The following is a 16,599-nucleotide window of genomic DNA, read 5'->3' as shown; positions in this document are numbered from 1 at the left end:
TCCCCTTCGGGGAGAGGGTTAGGGTGAGGGGCGCCGCGAGCGCCGTCCTTCCCAACGGCCCCTCACCCCCACCCTCTCCCCGCAGGGAAGAGGGAGCAGGTCTCTCCCACTCAGGCGATGGTGTTGAACTTCCCGAAATCGGGACGCGGCGAGCGACCGTAGATCGTCGCGGGATCGCCGTAGCCGAGCGTCGAGATGAAGTTCGTGCGCACCGCGGGCGTGTCGTGTAAGAACGCCGCATCGACCTTGCCTGCGTCGAAGCCCGACATCGGTCCGGTATCGAGCCCGAGCATCCGCGCGGCGATGATGAAATACGCGCCCTGCAACGTCGAGTTGCGGAAGGCGGACGCCTCGCGCAGTTCGGCATTGCCGTCGAACCACGACTTCGCATCGGCGTGCGGGAACAGCTCGGGCAAATGCTCGTGGAAATTGGTATCCATGCCGATGATCACCGACACCGGCGCGTTGAGGATCTTTGGCTGGTTCTGTGCGCTGCACGCATCCGCCAGCTTCTGCTTGGCCGCATCGCTGGTCACCCAGATCAGCCGCGCGGGGAGCTGGTTGGCCGATGTCGGGCCCCACTTCATCAGGTCCCAGATCGCGTGCAGCTCCGCCTCGGCGACCGGCTGGTCGGTGTAGCCATTATAGCTGCGGGCATCGCGGAAGACGGCATCTAGGACGGTATCGTCGAGTTTCCCGCGCATCAGACGGCTCTCACTTCGGTGACTTCGGGGACGTAGTATTTCAGCAGCTGCTCGATGCCGTTCTTGAGCGTCGCGCTCGACGACGGGCAGCCGGCGCAGGCGCCCTGCAACTGAAGGAACACCTTGCCCTTGTCGAAGCCACGATAAACGATATCGCCACCGTCGTTCGCCACCGCAGGGCGTACGCGCGTGTCGATCAGCTCGCGGATCTGAGCGACGATATCCGCATCGGCGGGGTCGTCCGACAGAGCCGGCTCGTCCGACGGCACCGAGAAGCCGGCACGCGCGGGCTTGAACAGCGGCATCGCGGCCGAGAAGTGATCGAGCAGGATCGCGAGCACGTCGGGCTTGAGGTCCGACCAGGCGACGCCCGGCCCCGCGGTCACCGACACGAAGTCGCGGCCGAAGAACACGCCGGTCACGTCGCCCAGGTTGAAGATCGCCTCGGCCAGCGGACTGGTCTCGGCTTCCTCGGGCGTGGCGAAGTCGCGCGTGCCGGCGTCCATGACGGTACGTCCCGGCAGGAACTTCAGCGTCGAGGGGTTCGGGGTGGATTCCGTTTCGATAAGCATGCAGCGCATGTGGCCCGACCGGGGCAGGGGATCAAGCGCGGAACGGGAAACGGTTTCTTTCCCGGGATGCGGGAAGGCTCGATTAGGTAAGGGAGGACACGCTTGAGGTACCACCCCAATCCAACGGTCCGTCACCCTAGCGAAAGCTGTTGTGACGGAGGTGCAGGAGCTAGGAATAGGCGCCTGGGGAAAGCTCAGACGTCGAGCTGTTTCACCGCGGCGTTCCAGCTGCCGATGTTGCGCACCGCATCCTGGACGAATGCCGAACGGCGCACGATCCCCAGGAACAGGTCGGCGATCCACTTGCCCGGGTTGCGCAACGGGCGTTCGAACTGGATCAGCAACACCACCCGCGTCCCGCTCGTGTCGTTCCACACCTCATGCTGGTAGGTGTCGTCGAACACCAGAGTCTCGCCCTCCGCCCAGCGGACGGTGCGATCGTGGACGCGCATCCGGACGTCGCCGTCGCGCGGTACGATCAGGCCCAGATGGCAGGTGATCAGCCCCTTGGTCACGCCGCGATGCTCGGGAATATGCGTGCCCGGCGCCAGGATCGAGAAGAACGCGCTGTTGAGACCGGGGATGCGCGCGACGGCGGCGGCGGTACGCGGACAGCGCGCGAGGCTCTCCTCGATCGGGTAGCCGTAGCCGTAGAGGAAGAACGAGCGCCACTTGTCGATTTCGGCGATCGAGCGGTGATCGGGCGAGATCGTCGCGAGGCTGGGCGATGCTTCGCCTTGCAGCGCCACGCGCACCGCCTCGTCGCGGATCTCGGCCCAGTTCTCGCGCAGGTCCGCGGTCCAGGCGAAGTCGCGGACATCGAGTACGGGATCGTTGGCGACCAGCGAGGACGACGCGATCATCCGGTCGAACACGCCGCGCAGATGCTTGCCGGCGCGGATGATGAGCGGGCGATTGAATTCGGCGACCATCGGCGCGCCGGGCTTGGGCGCGCCGGAGATGACGTTGAGATCGGGCACGCGAACGCCACGCTGGGCGCCTATTACGCCCGATTCCCGCCACAATGAAGACTGCCCCAGTTCGGCTTCGACCGTCATCTCTACCCTGTATCCTGGCACGCTGCGGCGCCGATCCCCTTGTTTGGACACGATATACCGGCAGTGTTGGACGAAATGATGGCATCCGCACGCCCGGTACGAAGGCAGGGCACTGGCGAGCGACGTCCGCGACCGCTACAGGTGCGCGATGGTGTCTTACTCGCGCTTGTATCGCGCTCCCGTCCTGCTCCCCCTCGTGCTTGGGCTGGCCATTCCGGCAAGCGGCCAGATGGCAACGCAACAGGCCGCTTCAACCTCGTCCAAGGATGGGGCCAAGGAGGCGCCGACGCTTCCCGAACTGCCGGGTGTCGATACGACCGCGTGGCTCTACAAGGGCAGCGATCTTACCCGGGACCCGGAGTGGAAGTTCGGGACCTTGCCCAACGGCATGCGCTTTGCGGTGCGCAAGAACGGCGTGCCGCCGGGCCAGGTGTCGGTGCGCGTGCGGATCGATGCGGGATCGCTGAACGAAACCGACAGCGAACGCGGATTCGCGCATTTCATCGAGCATCTGTCGTTCCGCGGCTCCGAATATGTGCCGGACGGCGAGGCCAAGCGGGTGTGGCAGCGGTTTGGCGCGACCTTCGGCTCGGACACCAACGCGCAGACCACACCGACCTCGACCACGTTCAAGCTCGACCTGCCATCGGCAACTGAATCTGGCCTCGATGAGAGCCTGAAGATCATGTCGGGCATGATGGAGAAGCCAACGATCACCGATGCGTCGGTCACCGCCGAGCGGCCCGTCGTGCTGGCGGAACAGCGCGAGCAGCCGGGGCCGCAGGTGCGCTTCGGCGATGCGATTCGTGCGACCTTCTTCGCCGGACAGCCGCTCGCGGATCGCTCGCCGATCGGCAACATCAAGACCCTTGAGGCCGCGACCGGCGCTACCGTCAAGGCGTTCCACGATCGCTGGTATCGACCCGAGAACACCGTCGTCATCATCTCGGGCGACATGGATCCGGCGTTGTTCGGTCGTTTGATCGTCAAGAACTTCGCCGACTGGAAGGGGATCGGCCCGGTCACGCCTGCGCCGAGCTTCGGCAAGCCCGACGCGAAGGCGCCAGTCTCCGCGACGATCGCCGAGCCGGCCATCCCGGCGGTGGTGACGCTCGGCGTCGTCCGCCCCTGGGAGTATAAGGACGACACCGCGATCATGAACCAGAAGCGGTTGGTCGACGTGCTCGCGACCCGCCTGATCAGTCGCCGCCTCGAAACGCGTGCGCGGGCGGGTGGCAGTTTCCTCCAGTCGGGCGTGTCGATCGACGACGTGTCGCGCTCGGCGAACCTGACCAGCGTCAACATCGTGCCGATCGGCACCGACTGGGAGGCCGCGCTGAAAGACGTCCGCGCGGTGATCGCCGACGCGCAGACCAACGCGCCGAGCCAGGCCGAAGTCGACCGCGAATATGCCGATTTCGACACGATCATGCGGACCAGCGTCGAGACCGCTAAGGTCGAGGCCGGGTCGAAGCAGGCGGACGACATGGTCGGCGCGCTCGACATCCGCGAGACGGTGGCGGGGCCGGAAACCTCGTACAAGATCCTGCAGGACGCCAAGGCGAAGGGCATGTTCACGCCTGCCACGCTGCTGGCGTCGAGCAAGGCGATCTTCGAGGGCACGGCCACGCGTGCGCTCGTGAATACGCAGACGCCCGATGCGGGGGCTGCGAACAAGCTGGCGACGGCGTTGAAGGCGGACGTTTCGGGGCTGGCGGGCAAGCGCCGGGCGCAGGCGGCGGTCGATTTCTCGAAGTTGCCGTCGCTCGGCAAGCCGGGGACGGTCGCCAGCCGCGAGAAGATCACCGCGTTCGACATGGAACAGGTGAACTTCGCCAACGGCACGCGCGTGCTGCTGTTCCCCAATGCGGGCGAGACCGGGCGCGTCTATGTGCGCGTGCGCTTCGGGGGCGGCTATACCGCGATCCCGTCGAACCGGCCGACGCCGGCCTGGGCCGGCGATCTGGCGCTCGTCGCGGGTGGTATCGGCAAGCTCGACCAGGGCGATCTCGATCAGCTGACGGCGGGTCGGCGGATCGGACTCGATTTCGGGATCGACGACGATGCGTTCACGCTCAGCGCGATCACGTCGCCGGCGGATTATGCCGATCAGCTGCGGCTGATGGCGGCCAAGCTTGCGGTCCCGGCCTGGGATCCGGCGCCGGTCGCGCGGGCCCGGGTGGCCGCGCTGGCTGGATTTGCCGGCTATGATTCGTCGCCCGACGGCGTGTTGTCGCGCGATCTCGAAGGTTTGCTGCGCGCGGGCGACCCACGTTGGGGGACGCCGTCGAAGCCGACCGTCGAAGCGCTGAATGCCAAGGACTTCCGCGCATTCTGGGAACCGATCCTGAAGACCGGACCGATCGAGGTCTCGATCTTTGGCGACGTGAAGACCGAGGACGCGATTGCGGCAGTCGCCAAGTCGTTCGGCGCGATGAAGCCGCGGACGGCGGTGTCGACGGTCGGTGCGCCGGTCGGCTTCCCCGCGCATAATGCGACGCCGGTGATGCGTGCGCATACCGGGCCTGAAAACCAGGCGGCGGCGGTGATCGCCTGGCCGACCGGCGGCGGGATCGACAACATCGTCGAGGCGCGCCGTCTCGACGTCCTGGCGCAGGTGTTCAGCGATCGGCTGTTCGAGCGACTGCGGCAGGCGGCGGGCGCAAGCTACAGCCCCAACGTGTCGAGCCAGTGGCCGGTCGGGATGGCGACGGGCGGGCGGATGGTCGCGATCGGGCAGGTCGCGCCGGACAAGGTGTCGTTCTTTTTCCAGATCGCGCGGCAGATCGCGGCCGAGCTGGTGTCGACGCCGATCGCGGCGGACGAACTCGATCGGATCAAGAAGCCGATGGGGCAGTATATCCTGCGCGCCTCGACCGGGAACCAGTTCTGGTTGCAGCAGCTGGGTGGGGCGACGTTCGACCCACGCCGGATCGCGGCGACGCAGCGGATCGCGAGCGATCTGGTGGCGACCACGCCGGTAGAGTTGCAGGCGACCGCGGCAAAGTATCTGCGGCCGGAAAAGGACTGGACGATGGCGGTCGTGCCGGCTGCTGTGAAGAAGTGACCGCCTAGTCCCTCTCCCTGCAGGGGAGAGGGAGGGAGGAGCCACTTGACGACGGAAGGGTGAGGGGAGGTGGGATTAGCGTCCTGAGCCTCACTCCCCCTCTCCCTCCCACCCGCAAGCGCGGGCCCCTCCCTCTCCCCGTAGGGGCGAGGGAATTATGAGTAGAGGGCGTCCAGTCTTTCGCCGTAGGTCTGTTTGAGGACGTGGCGGCGGATCTTGAGGCTCGGCGTCAGTTGCTCGTTCTCGATCGTGAAGGGGCCGTCCGCGAGCACGAAGCGGCGGATGCGTTCGGTGACCGTCAGCTCCTTGTTCACGCGCTCGACCGCCGCGCCCAACGCGGTCCGGAACTCGCTGTTCTCCGCAAGCCGTGCGAAGCTGCAGGCGTCGCCGTTGCCCGCGCACCATTCCTGCGTCCACTCCGGATCTGGCACGATCAACGCGACCATGTACGGTCGCTTGTCGCCGGCGATCATCGCCTGCGCGATCTCGGGCTGGAGCGTCAGCATGCCCTCGACCTTCTGGGGCGCGACGTTGTCGCCCTTGTCGTTGATGATCAGGTCCTTCTTGCGATCGGTGATCCGGATCCGGCCACGGTCGTCGACCTCGCCGATATCGCCCGTGTGGAGCCAACCGTCTTTCAGCACCTTCGCGGTCTCGGCGTCGTTGCGCCAATAGCCGTGCATGACCAGTTCGCCGCGGACCAGGATCTCGCCGTCCTCGGCGATGCGGACTTCGGTGTCCTTGAGCGGTGGGCCAACCGAGTCCATCCGGACGCCGGCCTTGGGGCGGTTGCAGGAGATGACGGGCGCGGCTTCGGTCTGGCCATAGCCTTGCAGGAAGGTGAGGCCGAGTGCCTCGAAGAACAGGCCGACCTCGGGGTTGAGCGGTGCGCCGCCGGAGATCATCGCCTTCAGGCGGCCGCCGAACTTCTTCGAGATCTTGGGCTTGAACAGCGTGGCGACTGCGGCCTGCATGGGGCGGTCGATCAGGCGGAGACGACCCGCGTAACGCTTGCCACCGATGTCGAGCGCCTGGCGCAGGAGATAGGCGGACGCGCCACCCTGTTTCTCGATCGTCTTCGAGATGCGCGTGCGGAGGACCTCGAACAGGCGGGGGACGACGAACATGATCGTCGGGCGGGTTTCCTCGATGTTGGCGGCGAGCTTTTCGAGGCCTTCCGCGTAATAGATCTGACCGCCGAGCGAGATCGGGAAATGCTGGCCGCCCGTGTGTTCGTACGCGTGGCTCAAGGGGAGGAACGACAGGAAGACCTCGTCGTCCCAGCCGAAATCCTCCGAGATCACCGCCGCGCAGCCGGCGCAATTGTGGAGGATCGCGCCGTGGTGCTGCATCACCCCGCGCGGTGCGCCGCCGGTGCCGCTCGTGTAGATGATGCAGGCGAGGTCGTCGCGTTCGAAATCCGCACGCGCGGCGGCGGTTTCAGCCGTGGTCGGGTGCGCCGCTATCAGCGCGTGCCAGTTGTGGAAGTCGATCGAGGCGGGGACCTTCATGTCCTCTAGCCCGATCACCGTGTGCGCCTGGTTCGAGCGGAGGACGGCGGGGAGCAGAGTCTTGGCGAGCTTCGCGGTCGAGACGATGATCGCGCAGGCGCCCGCATTCTCGATGATATGCAGGTGGTCGCGTTCGGTGTTGGTGACGTAGGTCGGCACGGTGACGCAGCCCGCCGCCATGATCGCAAGATCGCTGAGGCACCATTCGGGGCGGTTCTCGGCGACCAGCATGACGCGGTCGCCGCGCTTGAGGCCGATCGCGGTGAGCGCGGTGGCGAGGGCGGCGACCTGGCGCGCGGCATCCGCCCAGCTTGTCGCCGCCCACGTGCCGCCGGTTTTGGTCCACAGGAACGGCGCATCGCCCTTCTCCGCGGCGCGCGCGAAGAACATCGTGACGAGGTTCGGGAATCGTTCGAGCTGGCGAGGCATTCTCTCTCCCTGGGCGCTGTGCCATTGCGTCTTGTGCGAGGCGATTCTGAGCGTTGGACGGTTAGTGCGTCATAACCGGCGGGGGCTCAACCCCATCCGCACCCGGGTAGAACGCCTCCCCGGTGGAGGCCTGGGCCCAGTTGGAAAGGTCGCAGTAACGACGCGCAAACATCAATCAGCAAGCTTGCCCAACTGGACCCCGGCCTTCGCCGGGGAGGTGCAGTTTGGTCGTTACTCCGGCGCGCGCTGGAGGGCGCCGACGCGTATGATCTGGGTGACCGTGCCGTCCTGGCTCATCGCGACGCCTTCGCTGCGGGGATCCGCCGCGCCGACCCATTTGCCGCCGACGCGCTCGATCGCATTCGCCTTCAGGCCCAACGCCGCGACCTGCACGGTCTCGCCGAGTGCCTGCAACGCGGGGACCATCGCCTCGCGCTGGGTGCCCTGTTCTGCCGCTGCGACGTGACCGGGCGCATAGAGTAGGCCGAGCGCGATCGAGTCCTGCGCGGAGAGTTTCCAGTCGACCACGCCAATGATCGCCTTTGCCACCTGGGCGATGATCGTCGAGCCGCCCGCGGCCCCGACGGCAAGGCGGACCTTGCCGTCGGGGCCGTAGACGATCGTCGGGCTCATCGAGCTGCGCGGCCGCTTGCCGCCCTCGACGCGGTTGGCGACGAGGGCACCGTCCTTCTCGGGGACGATGTCGAAATCGGTCAGCTGGTTGTTGAGGACGGTGCCGTCGACGGTGATGCCGGAGCCGAAATAGCCCTCAACGGTGGTGGTCACCTCGACGACGTTGCCACGCGCATCCACGGTGGCGATGTCGGTAGTGCCGGGCACTTCGCTGACCGGCGCGCGGGTTCGGGCGGGCGCGCCGGGGGGCGAGCCAGGCGCGATGGTCGCCATCGTCGTGGTGGGGGAGATCATGGCCGAGCGCGACGCGAGATACTTGGCGTCGAGCATGCCGTGCACCGGTACGCGGACGAAATCGGGATCGCCGACGTACAGGTCGCGATCGGCGTAGGCAAGGCGCGAGGATTCGGCGAACACATGCCAGGCCTGCGCGCTGTCCTTGCCGAGCTTGGTCATATCGAAGCGTTCGAGCTGCTTGAGGATCATCAGCACGGTGATGCCGCCGGACGAGGGCGGGCCCATCCCGCAGACCCGGTACACGCGGTATTTGACGCAGACTGGCGGCCGTGATTTGGCGTCGTAGCTGGCGAGGTCGCCGAGCGTCATCTTCGATGGGTTGCGCGCGGCGGTGTTGACCGCGGTGACGATCTTCTGCGCTTCGGGACCGACGTAGAAGCTGTCGGGGCCTTGGGTGGCGATGCGCTGGAGGAGGGCCGCCTGGGCCGGGTTCTTGATCGTAGCGCCGATCGCGACCGGCGAACCGTCGGGGGCGGAGAAGAGTTTCCGCGTCTCGGGCGTGACGTGGTCTCCATAGGTCTTCATGCCGTTGACGAGGCGCGGGGAGGCTTGGAAGCCGTTGGTCGCGAGGCGGATCGCAGGGGCAAATAGTTGCGCCCAGGCGAGCTTGCCTGACGCGCGGTGCGCGAGCGCCATGCCGCGTAGTGCGCCGGGAATGCCGACGCTGCGGCCGCCGGGGACCGCGTCGTTGTGGCTCAGCGGGGTGCCGTCGGGGGCGTAGAACCAGCGCGCATCGGCGGCGGCAGGGGCCTCTTCGCGTGCGTCGATCGTGCTGAGCGCGCCGCTGGCGGCGTGCGAGACCCAGAAGCTCCCGCCGCCGATCCCCGAGCTCTGCGGCTCGACGACATTGAGGGCGAGCATCGTCGCGATCGCCGCATCGGTGGCGCTGCCGCCGGCGCGGAGGATCTCGACGCCGGCGGCCGCCGCGCGGGGGTCTGCGGCGCTGACCATGCCCTGGTCTTTTGCGGGGGCGGGGGCAGGTCGGCGCGCCTCTGTGGCGGCGGTTGGGACGAGAAGGGCGAGTGCTAGGAGAGAGGTCTTCATCGCCAGTGAGCGTAACGCGGTTCGAGTATGAGGCAAGGCATCGCCGCAAACTCTCCGTCATCCTGGGCTCGACCCAGGATGACGACAGTAAGAGCCTAGCGGGCGTCGACCCCCACCGCGTCGGCGACGCTCGCAAAGCCGTCGCGGGTCAGCAGCGCGTCCAGCTCGCGCAGGATGCGGGCGGGCAGGCCCGGGCCCTCGTAGACCAGCGCGGTATAAAGCTGGACGAGGCTCGCGCCGGCGCGGAGGCGGGCATAGGCTTCGGTGCCGCTGTCCATCCCGCCGACGGATATCAGGGGGATCGCTGCGCCGGTCGCCTTGCGAAAATCTGCGAGGCGCTGGCGAGCGAGCGGAGCGAGGGGGGCGCCGGACAGTCCGCCGGTCTCCTTGGCCTGGGCCGAACGCAAGCCGGGACGAGAGATCGTCGTGTTGTTGACGATCAGGGCATCGATGCGGTTGTCGAGCGCGGCGCGGGCGATGTCGTCGATGTCGGCGGGTTCGAGGTCGGGGGCGACCTTGAGGAAGATCGGCGTGTCACTCTTCATGGCGGTGCAGGCGGCGAGCAGGTCGCGCAGCGCTGCGCCATGCTGGAGGTCGCGTAGGCCGGGGGTGTTGGGGGAGCTGATGTTTATGGTGATGTAGTCGGCGTGCGGCGCGGCGCGAGTCACCCCGTGGACATAGTCCGCGGTGCGATCAGTGGCGTCCTTGTTGGCGCCGACGTTGATGCCGAGCACGCCTTTGCCGCCCGATCCCTTGTTCGCGGTTGAGCAAGCGCGGGAGAGCGCCGCGTCGAGGCCACCATTGTTGAAGCCGAGACGGTTGATGACCGCGCGGTCCGCGGGAAGTCGGAAGATACGCGGCTTCGGATTGCCGGGTTGCGCGAGCGGCGTGAGCGTGCCGATCTCGACGCTGCCAAAGCCGAGCCCAAAGAACCCGGCGATCGCGCGGCCGTCCTTGTCTACGCCCGCCGCCAGTCCGATCGGGTTGGAGAATTCGATCCCGGCTACCCGCGTCGCGAGCCTCGGTACGTTGGGAGCGAGCGGCATGCCTGCCTTACCCCATGCGGCGAGCGCGGCGATCGTCAGGCTATGCGCGCGTTCGGCGTCGAGGCGGAACAGGATCGGGTGGTAGAAGGCCATTGCTCATCCTTGCTTCCCTCCCTGGAAGGGAGGGGCTGGGGGTGGGTCGGTGTGGGATACGCGCTGCCATCGCCAACTAGCCGACCCACCCCCAGCCCCTCCCTTCCGGGGAGGGGGGAAGTCAAGGATGCGGGGCAGGCACCGCGTAGAAAACCGGCCCACAAGTTGCGAGTCGTTAGCACGGCTCCACGGGTTGACGATGCACCGCACAAAGCCCATCTGACCAATCGGATCAGATCGGTCGGATTGGATTTCAAAGCCACCATGCGTCTTTCCAGCCTAGCTGACTATGCCGTCGTGATGATGAGTGCTGCAGCGCGTCATTGCGGTGGCATCGCGCGGTTGAACGCAACGCTGCTGAGCGAGGAGACCGGCGTTCCACTGCCGACCGTGCAGAAGCTGGTAAGCCGGCTGTCTGCTGCCGGGCTGATCGAGAGCACGCGTGGCACTGGCGGTGGCTTCCGGCTGTCGCGACCGCCGGCGATGATTTCGCTCGCCGATATCATCGAGGCCGTCGAGGGCCCGATCGCGCTGACTGCGTGTGTCGACGGCGCGTCGCAGGATTGCTGCATCGACCAGAGCTGCCGCGTCAAGCCGCACTGGAACGCGGTCAACGGCGCGGTCCGTGGCGCGCTCGCTGGCGTGACGCTGGCCAGTCTTTCGCAAGTCCCGAATTCGCCGGTGCCCGCATGACGCGCGCAGCGCCAAACCCCTTTCTCCGCGGTCTCTGCGCCTCCGCGCGCAAAATGTCTTGTTCGCGCAGAGGCGCAGAGATCGCAGAGTTTTTAGAGAGCCGCGCCGCGGCGGAGATGGAATGATGGCTACCCGGAACGCAGAGGCCTATGCCGCCGCGAACAAGACGTACGAGTGGGGTTTCTCCTCGGACATCGAACAGGAATTCGCGCCCAAGGGCCTGTCCGAGGACACGGTCCGCTTCATCTCCGCCAAGAAGGGCGAGCCGCTGTGGATGCTCGACTGGCGGCTGAAGGCGTTCGCGCTGTGGCAGACGATGGACGCGCCCGACTGGTCGAAGCTCAACGTGCCCCCGATCGATTACCAGGACGCGTATTATTACGCGGAGCCCAAGGCGAAGCCGAAGCTCGGTTCGCTCGACGAGGTCGATCCCGAGATCCTGCGCGTCTACGAAAAGCTCGGCATTCCGATCGGCGAGCAGAAGATGCTGGCCGGCGTCGTCGAGGATCCGCTGAACGAGGACGGCACGCCCAAGCGTCGCGTCGCGGTCGATGCGGTGTTCGACAGCGTCTCCGTCGCGACCACCTTCCGCAAGGAGCTGGAGGCCGCGGGCGTGATCTTCCGGTCGATCTCCGAGGCGATCAAGGAATATCCGGAGCTCGTCAAAAAGTGGCTCGGCAAGGTCGTGCCGCAGCGTGATAATTACTTCGCGACGCTCAACTCGGCGGTCTTCTCCGACGGCACGTTCGTCTACATTCCGGAGGGCGTGCGTTGCCCGATGGAGCTGTCGACCTATTTCCGGATCAATGCCGAGAATACCGGGCAGTTCGAACGCACGCTGATCGTCGCCGACAAGGGGTCGTATGTCTCCTATCTCGAAGGCTGCACCGCGCCGATGCGCGACGAGAACCAGCTGCATGCCGCGGTGGTCGAACTCGTCGTGCTCGACGATGCCGAGATCAAATATTCGACCGTGCAGAACTGGTATCCGGGCGACGAGAACGGCGTCGGCGGGATCTACAACTTCGTGACCAAGCGCGCGTTGTGCCAGGGCAAGAATTCGAAGGTGTCGTGGACTCAGGTCGAGACCGGCAGCGCGATCACGTGGAAATATCCGTCGTGCGTGCTGCTGGGCGATGGCTCGGTCGGGGAGTTCTATTCGGTCGCGGTGACGAACAATCGCCAGCAGGCAGATACCGGCACGAAGATGATCCACCTCGGCAAGAACACGCGCTCGACGATCGTGTCGAAGGGGATTTCCGCGGGGCGTTCGGACAACACTTATCGCGGGCTGGTGCGCGTCGCGCCGACCGCGGAGGGTGTGCGGAATTTCACCCAGTGCGACAGCCTGCTGCTCGGCGATCAGTGCGGCGCGCATACCGTGCCGTATATCGAGGTCCGCAACCCGTCCGCGCAGATCGAGCACGAAGCGACGACGTCGAAAATCTCCGAGGACCAGCTGTTCTACGCGATGTCGCGCGGGCTGGATGCGGAGGCGGCGGTGGCGCTGATAGTCAACGGCTTCGCGCGGGAAGTGTTGCAGCAGCTGCCGATGGAGTTCGCGGTCGAGGCGCAGAAGCTGCTGGGGATTTCGCTTGAGGGGAGCGTGGGGTGAGAGTCGATCGTGATCTGTTGCTGGAGAAGGTCAAGTCAGCGCTCTCGGGCCTCAACCGCATCGACTCGGGCATTGCCGACGAAACGCTATCGCGTTTCATGCCCCGGCGCGGTGCAAAACAACTCATCACTCAGATGGTTGTGATCAAAAACGAACTGGAGCGTGGTTCCAAGGGTTGTTTCGAAGGCATGTCGGCAGGGATCGGCCGAACTATTATCGAAAATGCCAACGATATTGCCCACCCACTCGCCTCGCTCTGTATGGAAATACAGACTGATCGTAATCAACTCGCGGAAGAAGTCGCAAGAACATGTTGAAAATTGAAAACCTCCACGCCGAGATCGACGGTAAGGAAATCCTCAAGGGCCTGTCGCTCACCGTGAATGCGGGTGAAGTGCATGCGATCATGGGGCCGAACGGCGCGGGCAAGTCGACGCTGGGCTATGTGCTCGGTGGGCGGCCCGGTTACGAGGTCACGGCAGGTGCGGTGACGTTCGACGGCGTCGACCTGCTCGAGTTGGAGGCGCATGAGCGCGCCGCGGCGGGCGTGTTCCTCGGTTTCCAGTATCCGGTTGAGATCCCCGGCGTGTCGAACGTCCAGTTCCTCCGCGAGGCGCTCAATGCGCAGCGCGCGACGCGCGACGAGAAGGCCTTGTCCGGCGGCGAGTTCCTGAAGCTCGCGCGCGGGCAGGCGGATCTGCTCGGCATGGACTATGACATGCTCAAGCGGCCCGTGAATGTCGGGTTTTCGGGCGGCGAGAAGAAACGCAACGAGATGGTCCAGATGGGCATCTTCAACCCGAAGTTCGCGATCCTCGACGAGACGGACTCAGGGCTGGACATCGATGCGCTGCGCGTCGTCGGCGACGGCATCAACCGCATCATGCGCGCGCCCGACAAGGCGGTGCTGCTGATCACGCATTACCAGCGGTTGCTCGATTATGTGGAGCCGGACTTCGTCCATGTGCTCGCCGACGGGCGGATCGTCCGGTCGGGCGGCAAGGAACTGGCGCAGCAGCTCGAGAGCGAAGGCTATGTGGGGATCGCCGCATGACGATGCTGCTCGACCTTCCCTCGACGCGCGAGGAATCATGGCGCTGGGGTGATCCGGCGGCGATCGCCGCGGCGGCCGGGCTGCCGCGCGGCGAGGCGCTGGCGGGCGCGTGGTTCCTCGATCTGGAGGGCGCGCGCGCGGTGTTCGTCGATGGCGTGCTCGATGCGGGGCGGAGCGATCTGCGCCATGTCGCGATCGCGGCGCTCGAGGGTGGCGAGCACGTGCTTGGCCGTCGTACCACCGGCCACGGTTGGTCGCTGCGCGTCGATGCGAACGCTTCGGCGGAGCTGATCCAGATAGTCCATATTTCGACCGGGGGCGACAACCAGCTTCCCGCCGAGATCGTGCTGGCGGGCGGTGCGCAGGCGTCGGTCGTCGAGACCTATGTCGGCACCGGCTGGTCGAACCGGTCGACGCGGATGACGCTCGGCGTGGGCGCGAAGCTGACGCGCGCGGTGCGGTTGCTCCAGGCGAGCGGCTTCGTGTCGTTGCGGGACGAGGCGGATGTCGACGCGGAGGCGAGCCTGATCGTGACGGTGCTCGGCGCGGGGGATGCGGGGACGCGGATCGACGGCGCGATCACCGTGTCGGGTGACGATGCGTTTGCCGAATATGGCGGCGCGTTGCTGACGCGGAAGGCGCAGAAGCAGGAGTGCGCAGTGTCGGTGCGGCATGCGGCGCTGAACGGGCAGAGCAAGCAGATCTGGCGCGCGGTCGCGGCTGACACGTCGACGGCGAGCCTCGCGGCGCGCGTCGAGGTGGCGCGCAATGCGCAGAAGACCGACGGCGTTCAGTCGTTGCGCGGGTTGCTGCTCAAGCGGACCGCGACGGTCAACCTGAAGCCCGAGCTCGAGATCTTCGCGGACGACGTGAAGTGTGCGCACGGCGCGACGGTCGGTGAGCTCGACCAGCGTGCGCTGTTCTACATGCAGAGCCGCGGTATCCCGCATGCCAAGGCGCAGGCGCTGCTGACGCGCGCTTTCGTCGGCGATGCGTTCGCGCAGATCGCGGATGAGACGGTGCGTGACGCGTTCGTCGCGGACGCGGACGCATGGCTGGAGGCGGCATTGTGACGCTGACGCTTGAAAGGCGGCCGCTCGACCGGGTCACGGACTTCCCGGCGATCCCCGAGGGCTGGGCGTATCTCGATACCGCTGCGACCGCGCAGAAGCCGCAGGTCGTGGTCGACGCGATCACGCGCGCGTACGGCGAGACCTATGCCACCGTGCACCGCGGCGTGTACCAGCGCTCGGCCGACATGACTGTCGCGTACGAGGCGGCGCGCAAGGCCGTCGCGCGGTTCATCGTCGCAGGCTCGCCCGACGAGATCGTGTTCGTGCGCGGCGCAACCGAGGCAATCAATCTCGTCGCGACTTGCTGGGCGGGCACGCAGCTAAAGGCGGGCGACCGTATCCTGCTGTCGATGCTCGAGCATCATTCGAACATCGTGCCGTGGCAGATGATCGCCGAAGCGCGCGACGTCGCGATCGACGTGCTGCCGCTGACGGCGGACCATTGCATCGATCTCGATGCGATGGAGCGGATGATCACGCCGGCGCACAAGCTGGTCGCGCTCGGGCATGTGTCGAACGTGCTCGGCTCGGTGCTCGACGCCAAGCGCGCGACGCAGATCGCGCATTCGGTCGGGGCGAAGATCCTGCTCGACGGATGCCAGTCGGTGCCGCGGATCGCGGTCGACGTTCAGGCGATCGGCTGCGATTTCTACGTCTTCTCCGGGCACAAGCTCTACGGCCCGACCGGTGTTGGCGTGCTGTGGGCGAAACCCGAGCTGCTAGAGGCGATGCCGCCTTACCAGGGCGGCGGGTCGATGATCGACAAGGTGTCGTTCGCCAGGACCACCTACGCGCCGGCGCCGGGACGGTTCGAGGCGGGGACGCCGCATATCGTCGGCGCGCTCGGGCTGCATGCTGCGATCGACTATGTCGAGAGCATCGGACTTGGCGCGATCCATGCGCACGAGACGGCGCTGGTGACCGCGACGCGCGAGGCGCTGTCCGGGATCAATTCGGTCCGGCTCTATGGCCCGGCGGAGTCCGCGGGGATCGTGAGCTTTACGATCGAAGGGGTTCATCCGCACGACATCGGGACCATATTGGACGAAGAGCGCGTCGCCATCCGTGCGGGCCATCACTGTGCGCAGCCGCTAATGGAGGCGCTGGGCGTCGAGGCGACGGCGCGCGCGAGTTTTGGCGTGTATAACGGTCCCGCCGACGTGGACGCGTTAGTGCGCGGGATCGAACGAGTAACGAGGATTTTTGGATGAGCGATCGGTTCGAGATCGAGGAAGTGGATGCCGTCGCATCGCCGCCTAAGGCACGCGTGGTGATGGATACGGATTCCGACGCCGAGCGGAAGCGCGATTACCTCGCGGGTTTCCTGGCGCAGAAGCCGCAGGTGGATTCGCCCGGCGAGCCCGGCGGCGCGGTGTACGATGCGATCATCGATGCGCTGAAGGAGATCTACGATCCCGAGATCCCGGTGAACATCTATGATTTGGGGCTGATCTACGGCGTCGAGGTGACCGAGGACGGGCATGCGGTGGTCGCGATGACGCTGACGACGCCGAACTGCCCGGTCGCGGAGTCTATGCCCGCCGAGGTCGAGATGCGCGTCGGGTCGGTGCCGGGCGTTGGGTTCGCGGAAGTGAACCTGGTCTGGGATCCTCCTTGGGATCCGCAGAAGATGTCGGACGAGGCGAAGCTCGAATTGGGCATGCTGTAACGTCGTTTCCCCTCCCGGATGCGGAATGGGGCAGGGGCGTG

The 16,599-nt window shown here is 66.3% G+C and carries 14 protein-coding genes; 8 read left to right on the top strand and 6 right to left on the bottom strand.

The features are described 5' to 3' along the window. Nucleotides 1-110 precede the first annotated feature (110 nt). The 3 genes from HMP09_RS06680 to HMP09_RS06670 all read right to left on the bottom strand — a co-directional run bounded on the left by HMP09_RS06680 (nucleotide 111) and on the right by HMP09_RS06670 (nucleotide 2,208). Complete coding sequence (locus HMP09_RS06680; protein ID WP_176499717.1) at nucleotides 111-704, bottom strand: malonic semialdehyde reductase; 594 nt, start codon at nucleotides 702-704, stop codon at nucleotides 111-113. Further along, entirely contained in the window at nucleotides 704-1,276 is a 573-nt protein-coding gene (locus HMP09_RS06675; RefSeq protein WP_056050182.1) for a NifU family protein, read from the bottom strand. Before HMP09_RS06675 ends, HMP09_RS06680 begins: the two co-directional genes overlap by 1 nt. A gap of 194 nt (nucleotides 1,277-1,470) precedes the next feature. Next, the gene (locus HMP09_RS06670) at nucleotides 1,471-2,208 is read right to left on the bottom strand and encodes an aspartyl/asparaginyl beta-hydroxylase domain-containing protein (RefSeq protein WP_176501616.1); all 738 of its coding nucleotides are present in this window, start codon (nucleotides 2,206-2,208) and stop codon (nucleotides 1,471-1,473) included. Between the two features lie 274 nt (nucleotides 2,209-2,482). Between HMP09_RS06670 and HMP09_RS06665 the strand changes: the two genes are divergently transcribed. Then, on the top strand, nucleotides 2,483-5,401 hold the full coding sequence (locus tag HMP09_RS06665; protein ID WP_176499716.1) for a M16 family metallopeptidase: 2,919 nt from the start codon (nucleotides 2,483-2,485) through the stop codon (nucleotides 5,399-5,401). Between the two features lie 155 nt (nucleotides 5,402-5,556). Here the strand turns inward: HMP09_RS06665 and HMP09_RS06660 are convergent, their stop codons facing one another. The 3 genes from HMP09_RS06660 to HMP09_RS06650 form a co-directional block, all read right to left on the bottom strand. Then, the gene (locus HMP09_RS06660) at nucleotides 5,557-7,341 is read right to left on the bottom strand and encodes an AMP-dependent synthetase/ligase (protein ID WP_176499715.1); all 1,785 of its coding nucleotides are present in this window, start codon (nucleotides 7,339-7,341) and stop codon (nucleotides 5,557-5,559) included. 231 nt (nucleotides 7,342-7,572) lie between these two features. Then, nucleotides 7,573-9,315 (bottom strand): gamma-glutamyltransferase, encoded by a 1,743-nt coding sequence (gene ggt, locus HMP09_RS06655; RefSeq protein ID WP_176499714.1) that lies wholly within the window; start codon nucleotides 9,313-9,315, stop codon nucleotides 7,573-7,575. A 95-nt stretch (nucleotides 9,316-9,410) separates the two neighbouring features. Beyond that, nucleotides 9,411-10,454: a quinone-dependent dihydroorotate dehydrogenase gene (locus tag HMP09_RS06650; RefSeq protein WP_176499713.1), complete on the bottom strand. Its 1,044-nt coding sequence runs from the start codon at nucleotides 10,452-10,454 to the stop codon at nucleotides 9,411-9,413. A 264-nt stretch (nucleotides 10,455-10,718) separates the two neighbouring features. Here HMP09_RS06650 and HMP09_RS06645 point away from each other — a divergent pair, with 264 nt between their 5' ends. From HMP09_RS06645 to HMP09_RS06615, 7 genes are all read left to right on the top strand, one after another. Next, the gene (locus HMP09_RS06645; RefSeq protein WP_176499712.1) at nucleotides 10,719-11,147 is read left to right on the top strand and encodes an SUF system Fe-S cluster assembly regulator; all 429 of its coding nucleotides are present in this window, start codon (nucleotides 10,719-10,721) and stop codon (nucleotides 11,145-11,147) included. Between the two features lie 124 nt (nucleotides 11,148-11,271). Then, the gene (gene sufB / locus HMP09_RS06640) at nucleotides 11,272-12,762 is read left to right on the top strand and encodes a Fe-S cluster assembly protein SufB (protein ID WP_176499711.1); all 1,491 of its coding nucleotides are present in this window, start codon (nucleotides 11,272-11,274) and stop codon (nucleotides 12,760-12,762) included. A gap of 17 nt (nucleotides 12,763-12,779) precedes the next feature. Further along, nucleotides 12,780-13,079: a hypothetical protein gene (locus HMP09_RS06635; protein WP_176499710.1), complete on the top strand. Its 300-nt coding sequence runs from the start codon at nucleotides 12,780-12,782 to the stop codon at nucleotides 13,077-13,079. Then, nucleotides 13,073-13,816, top strand: coding sequence for a Fe-S cluster assembly ATPase SufC (gene sufC, locus HMP09_RS06630; protein WP_176499709.1), 744 nt, complete (start codon nucleotides 13,073-13,075; stop codon nucleotides 13,814-13,816). The genes HMP09_RS06635 and sufC overlap by 7 nt, the downstream gene beginning before the upstream one ends. Next, on the top strand, nucleotides 13,813-14,889 hold the full coding sequence (locus HMP09_RS06625; protein ID WP_176499708.1) for a SufD family Fe-S cluster assembly protein: 1,077 nt from the start codon (nucleotides 13,813-13,815) through the stop codon (nucleotides 14,887-14,889). Before sufC ends, HMP09_RS06625 begins: the two co-directional genes overlap by 4 nt. Continuing rightward, nucleotides 14,886-16,100 carry a cysteine desulfurase gene (locus HMP09_RS06620; RefSeq protein WP_232090729.1) on the top strand — a complete coding sequence of 405 codons (1,215 nt, stop codon included), beginning with the start codon at nucleotides 14,886-14,888 and terminating at the stop codon, nucleotides 16,098-16,100. Before HMP09_RS06625 ends, HMP09_RS06620 begins: the two co-directional genes overlap by 4 nt. After that, nucleotides 16,097-16,558, top strand: a complete 462-nt coding sequence (locus tag HMP09_RS06615; RefSeq protein WP_176499706.1) for an SUF system Fe-S cluster assembly protein — start codon at nucleotides 16,097-16,099, stop codon at nucleotides 16,556-16,558. Before HMP09_RS06620 ends, HMP09_RS06615 begins: the two co-directional genes overlap by 4 nt. Nucleotides 16,559-16,599 lie beyond the last annotated feature (41 nt).

Origin of the sequence: Sphingomonas sp. HMP9 (assembly GCF_013374115.1) — a bacterium.
In the GTDB taxonomy this organism is placed as follows: Bacteria; Pseudomonadota; Alphaproteobacteria; order Sphingomonadales; family Sphingomonadaceae; genus Sphingomonas.
Note: the sequence above shows the minus strand (reverse complement) of the source record. Positions and strands in the feature narration are given on the sequence as shown.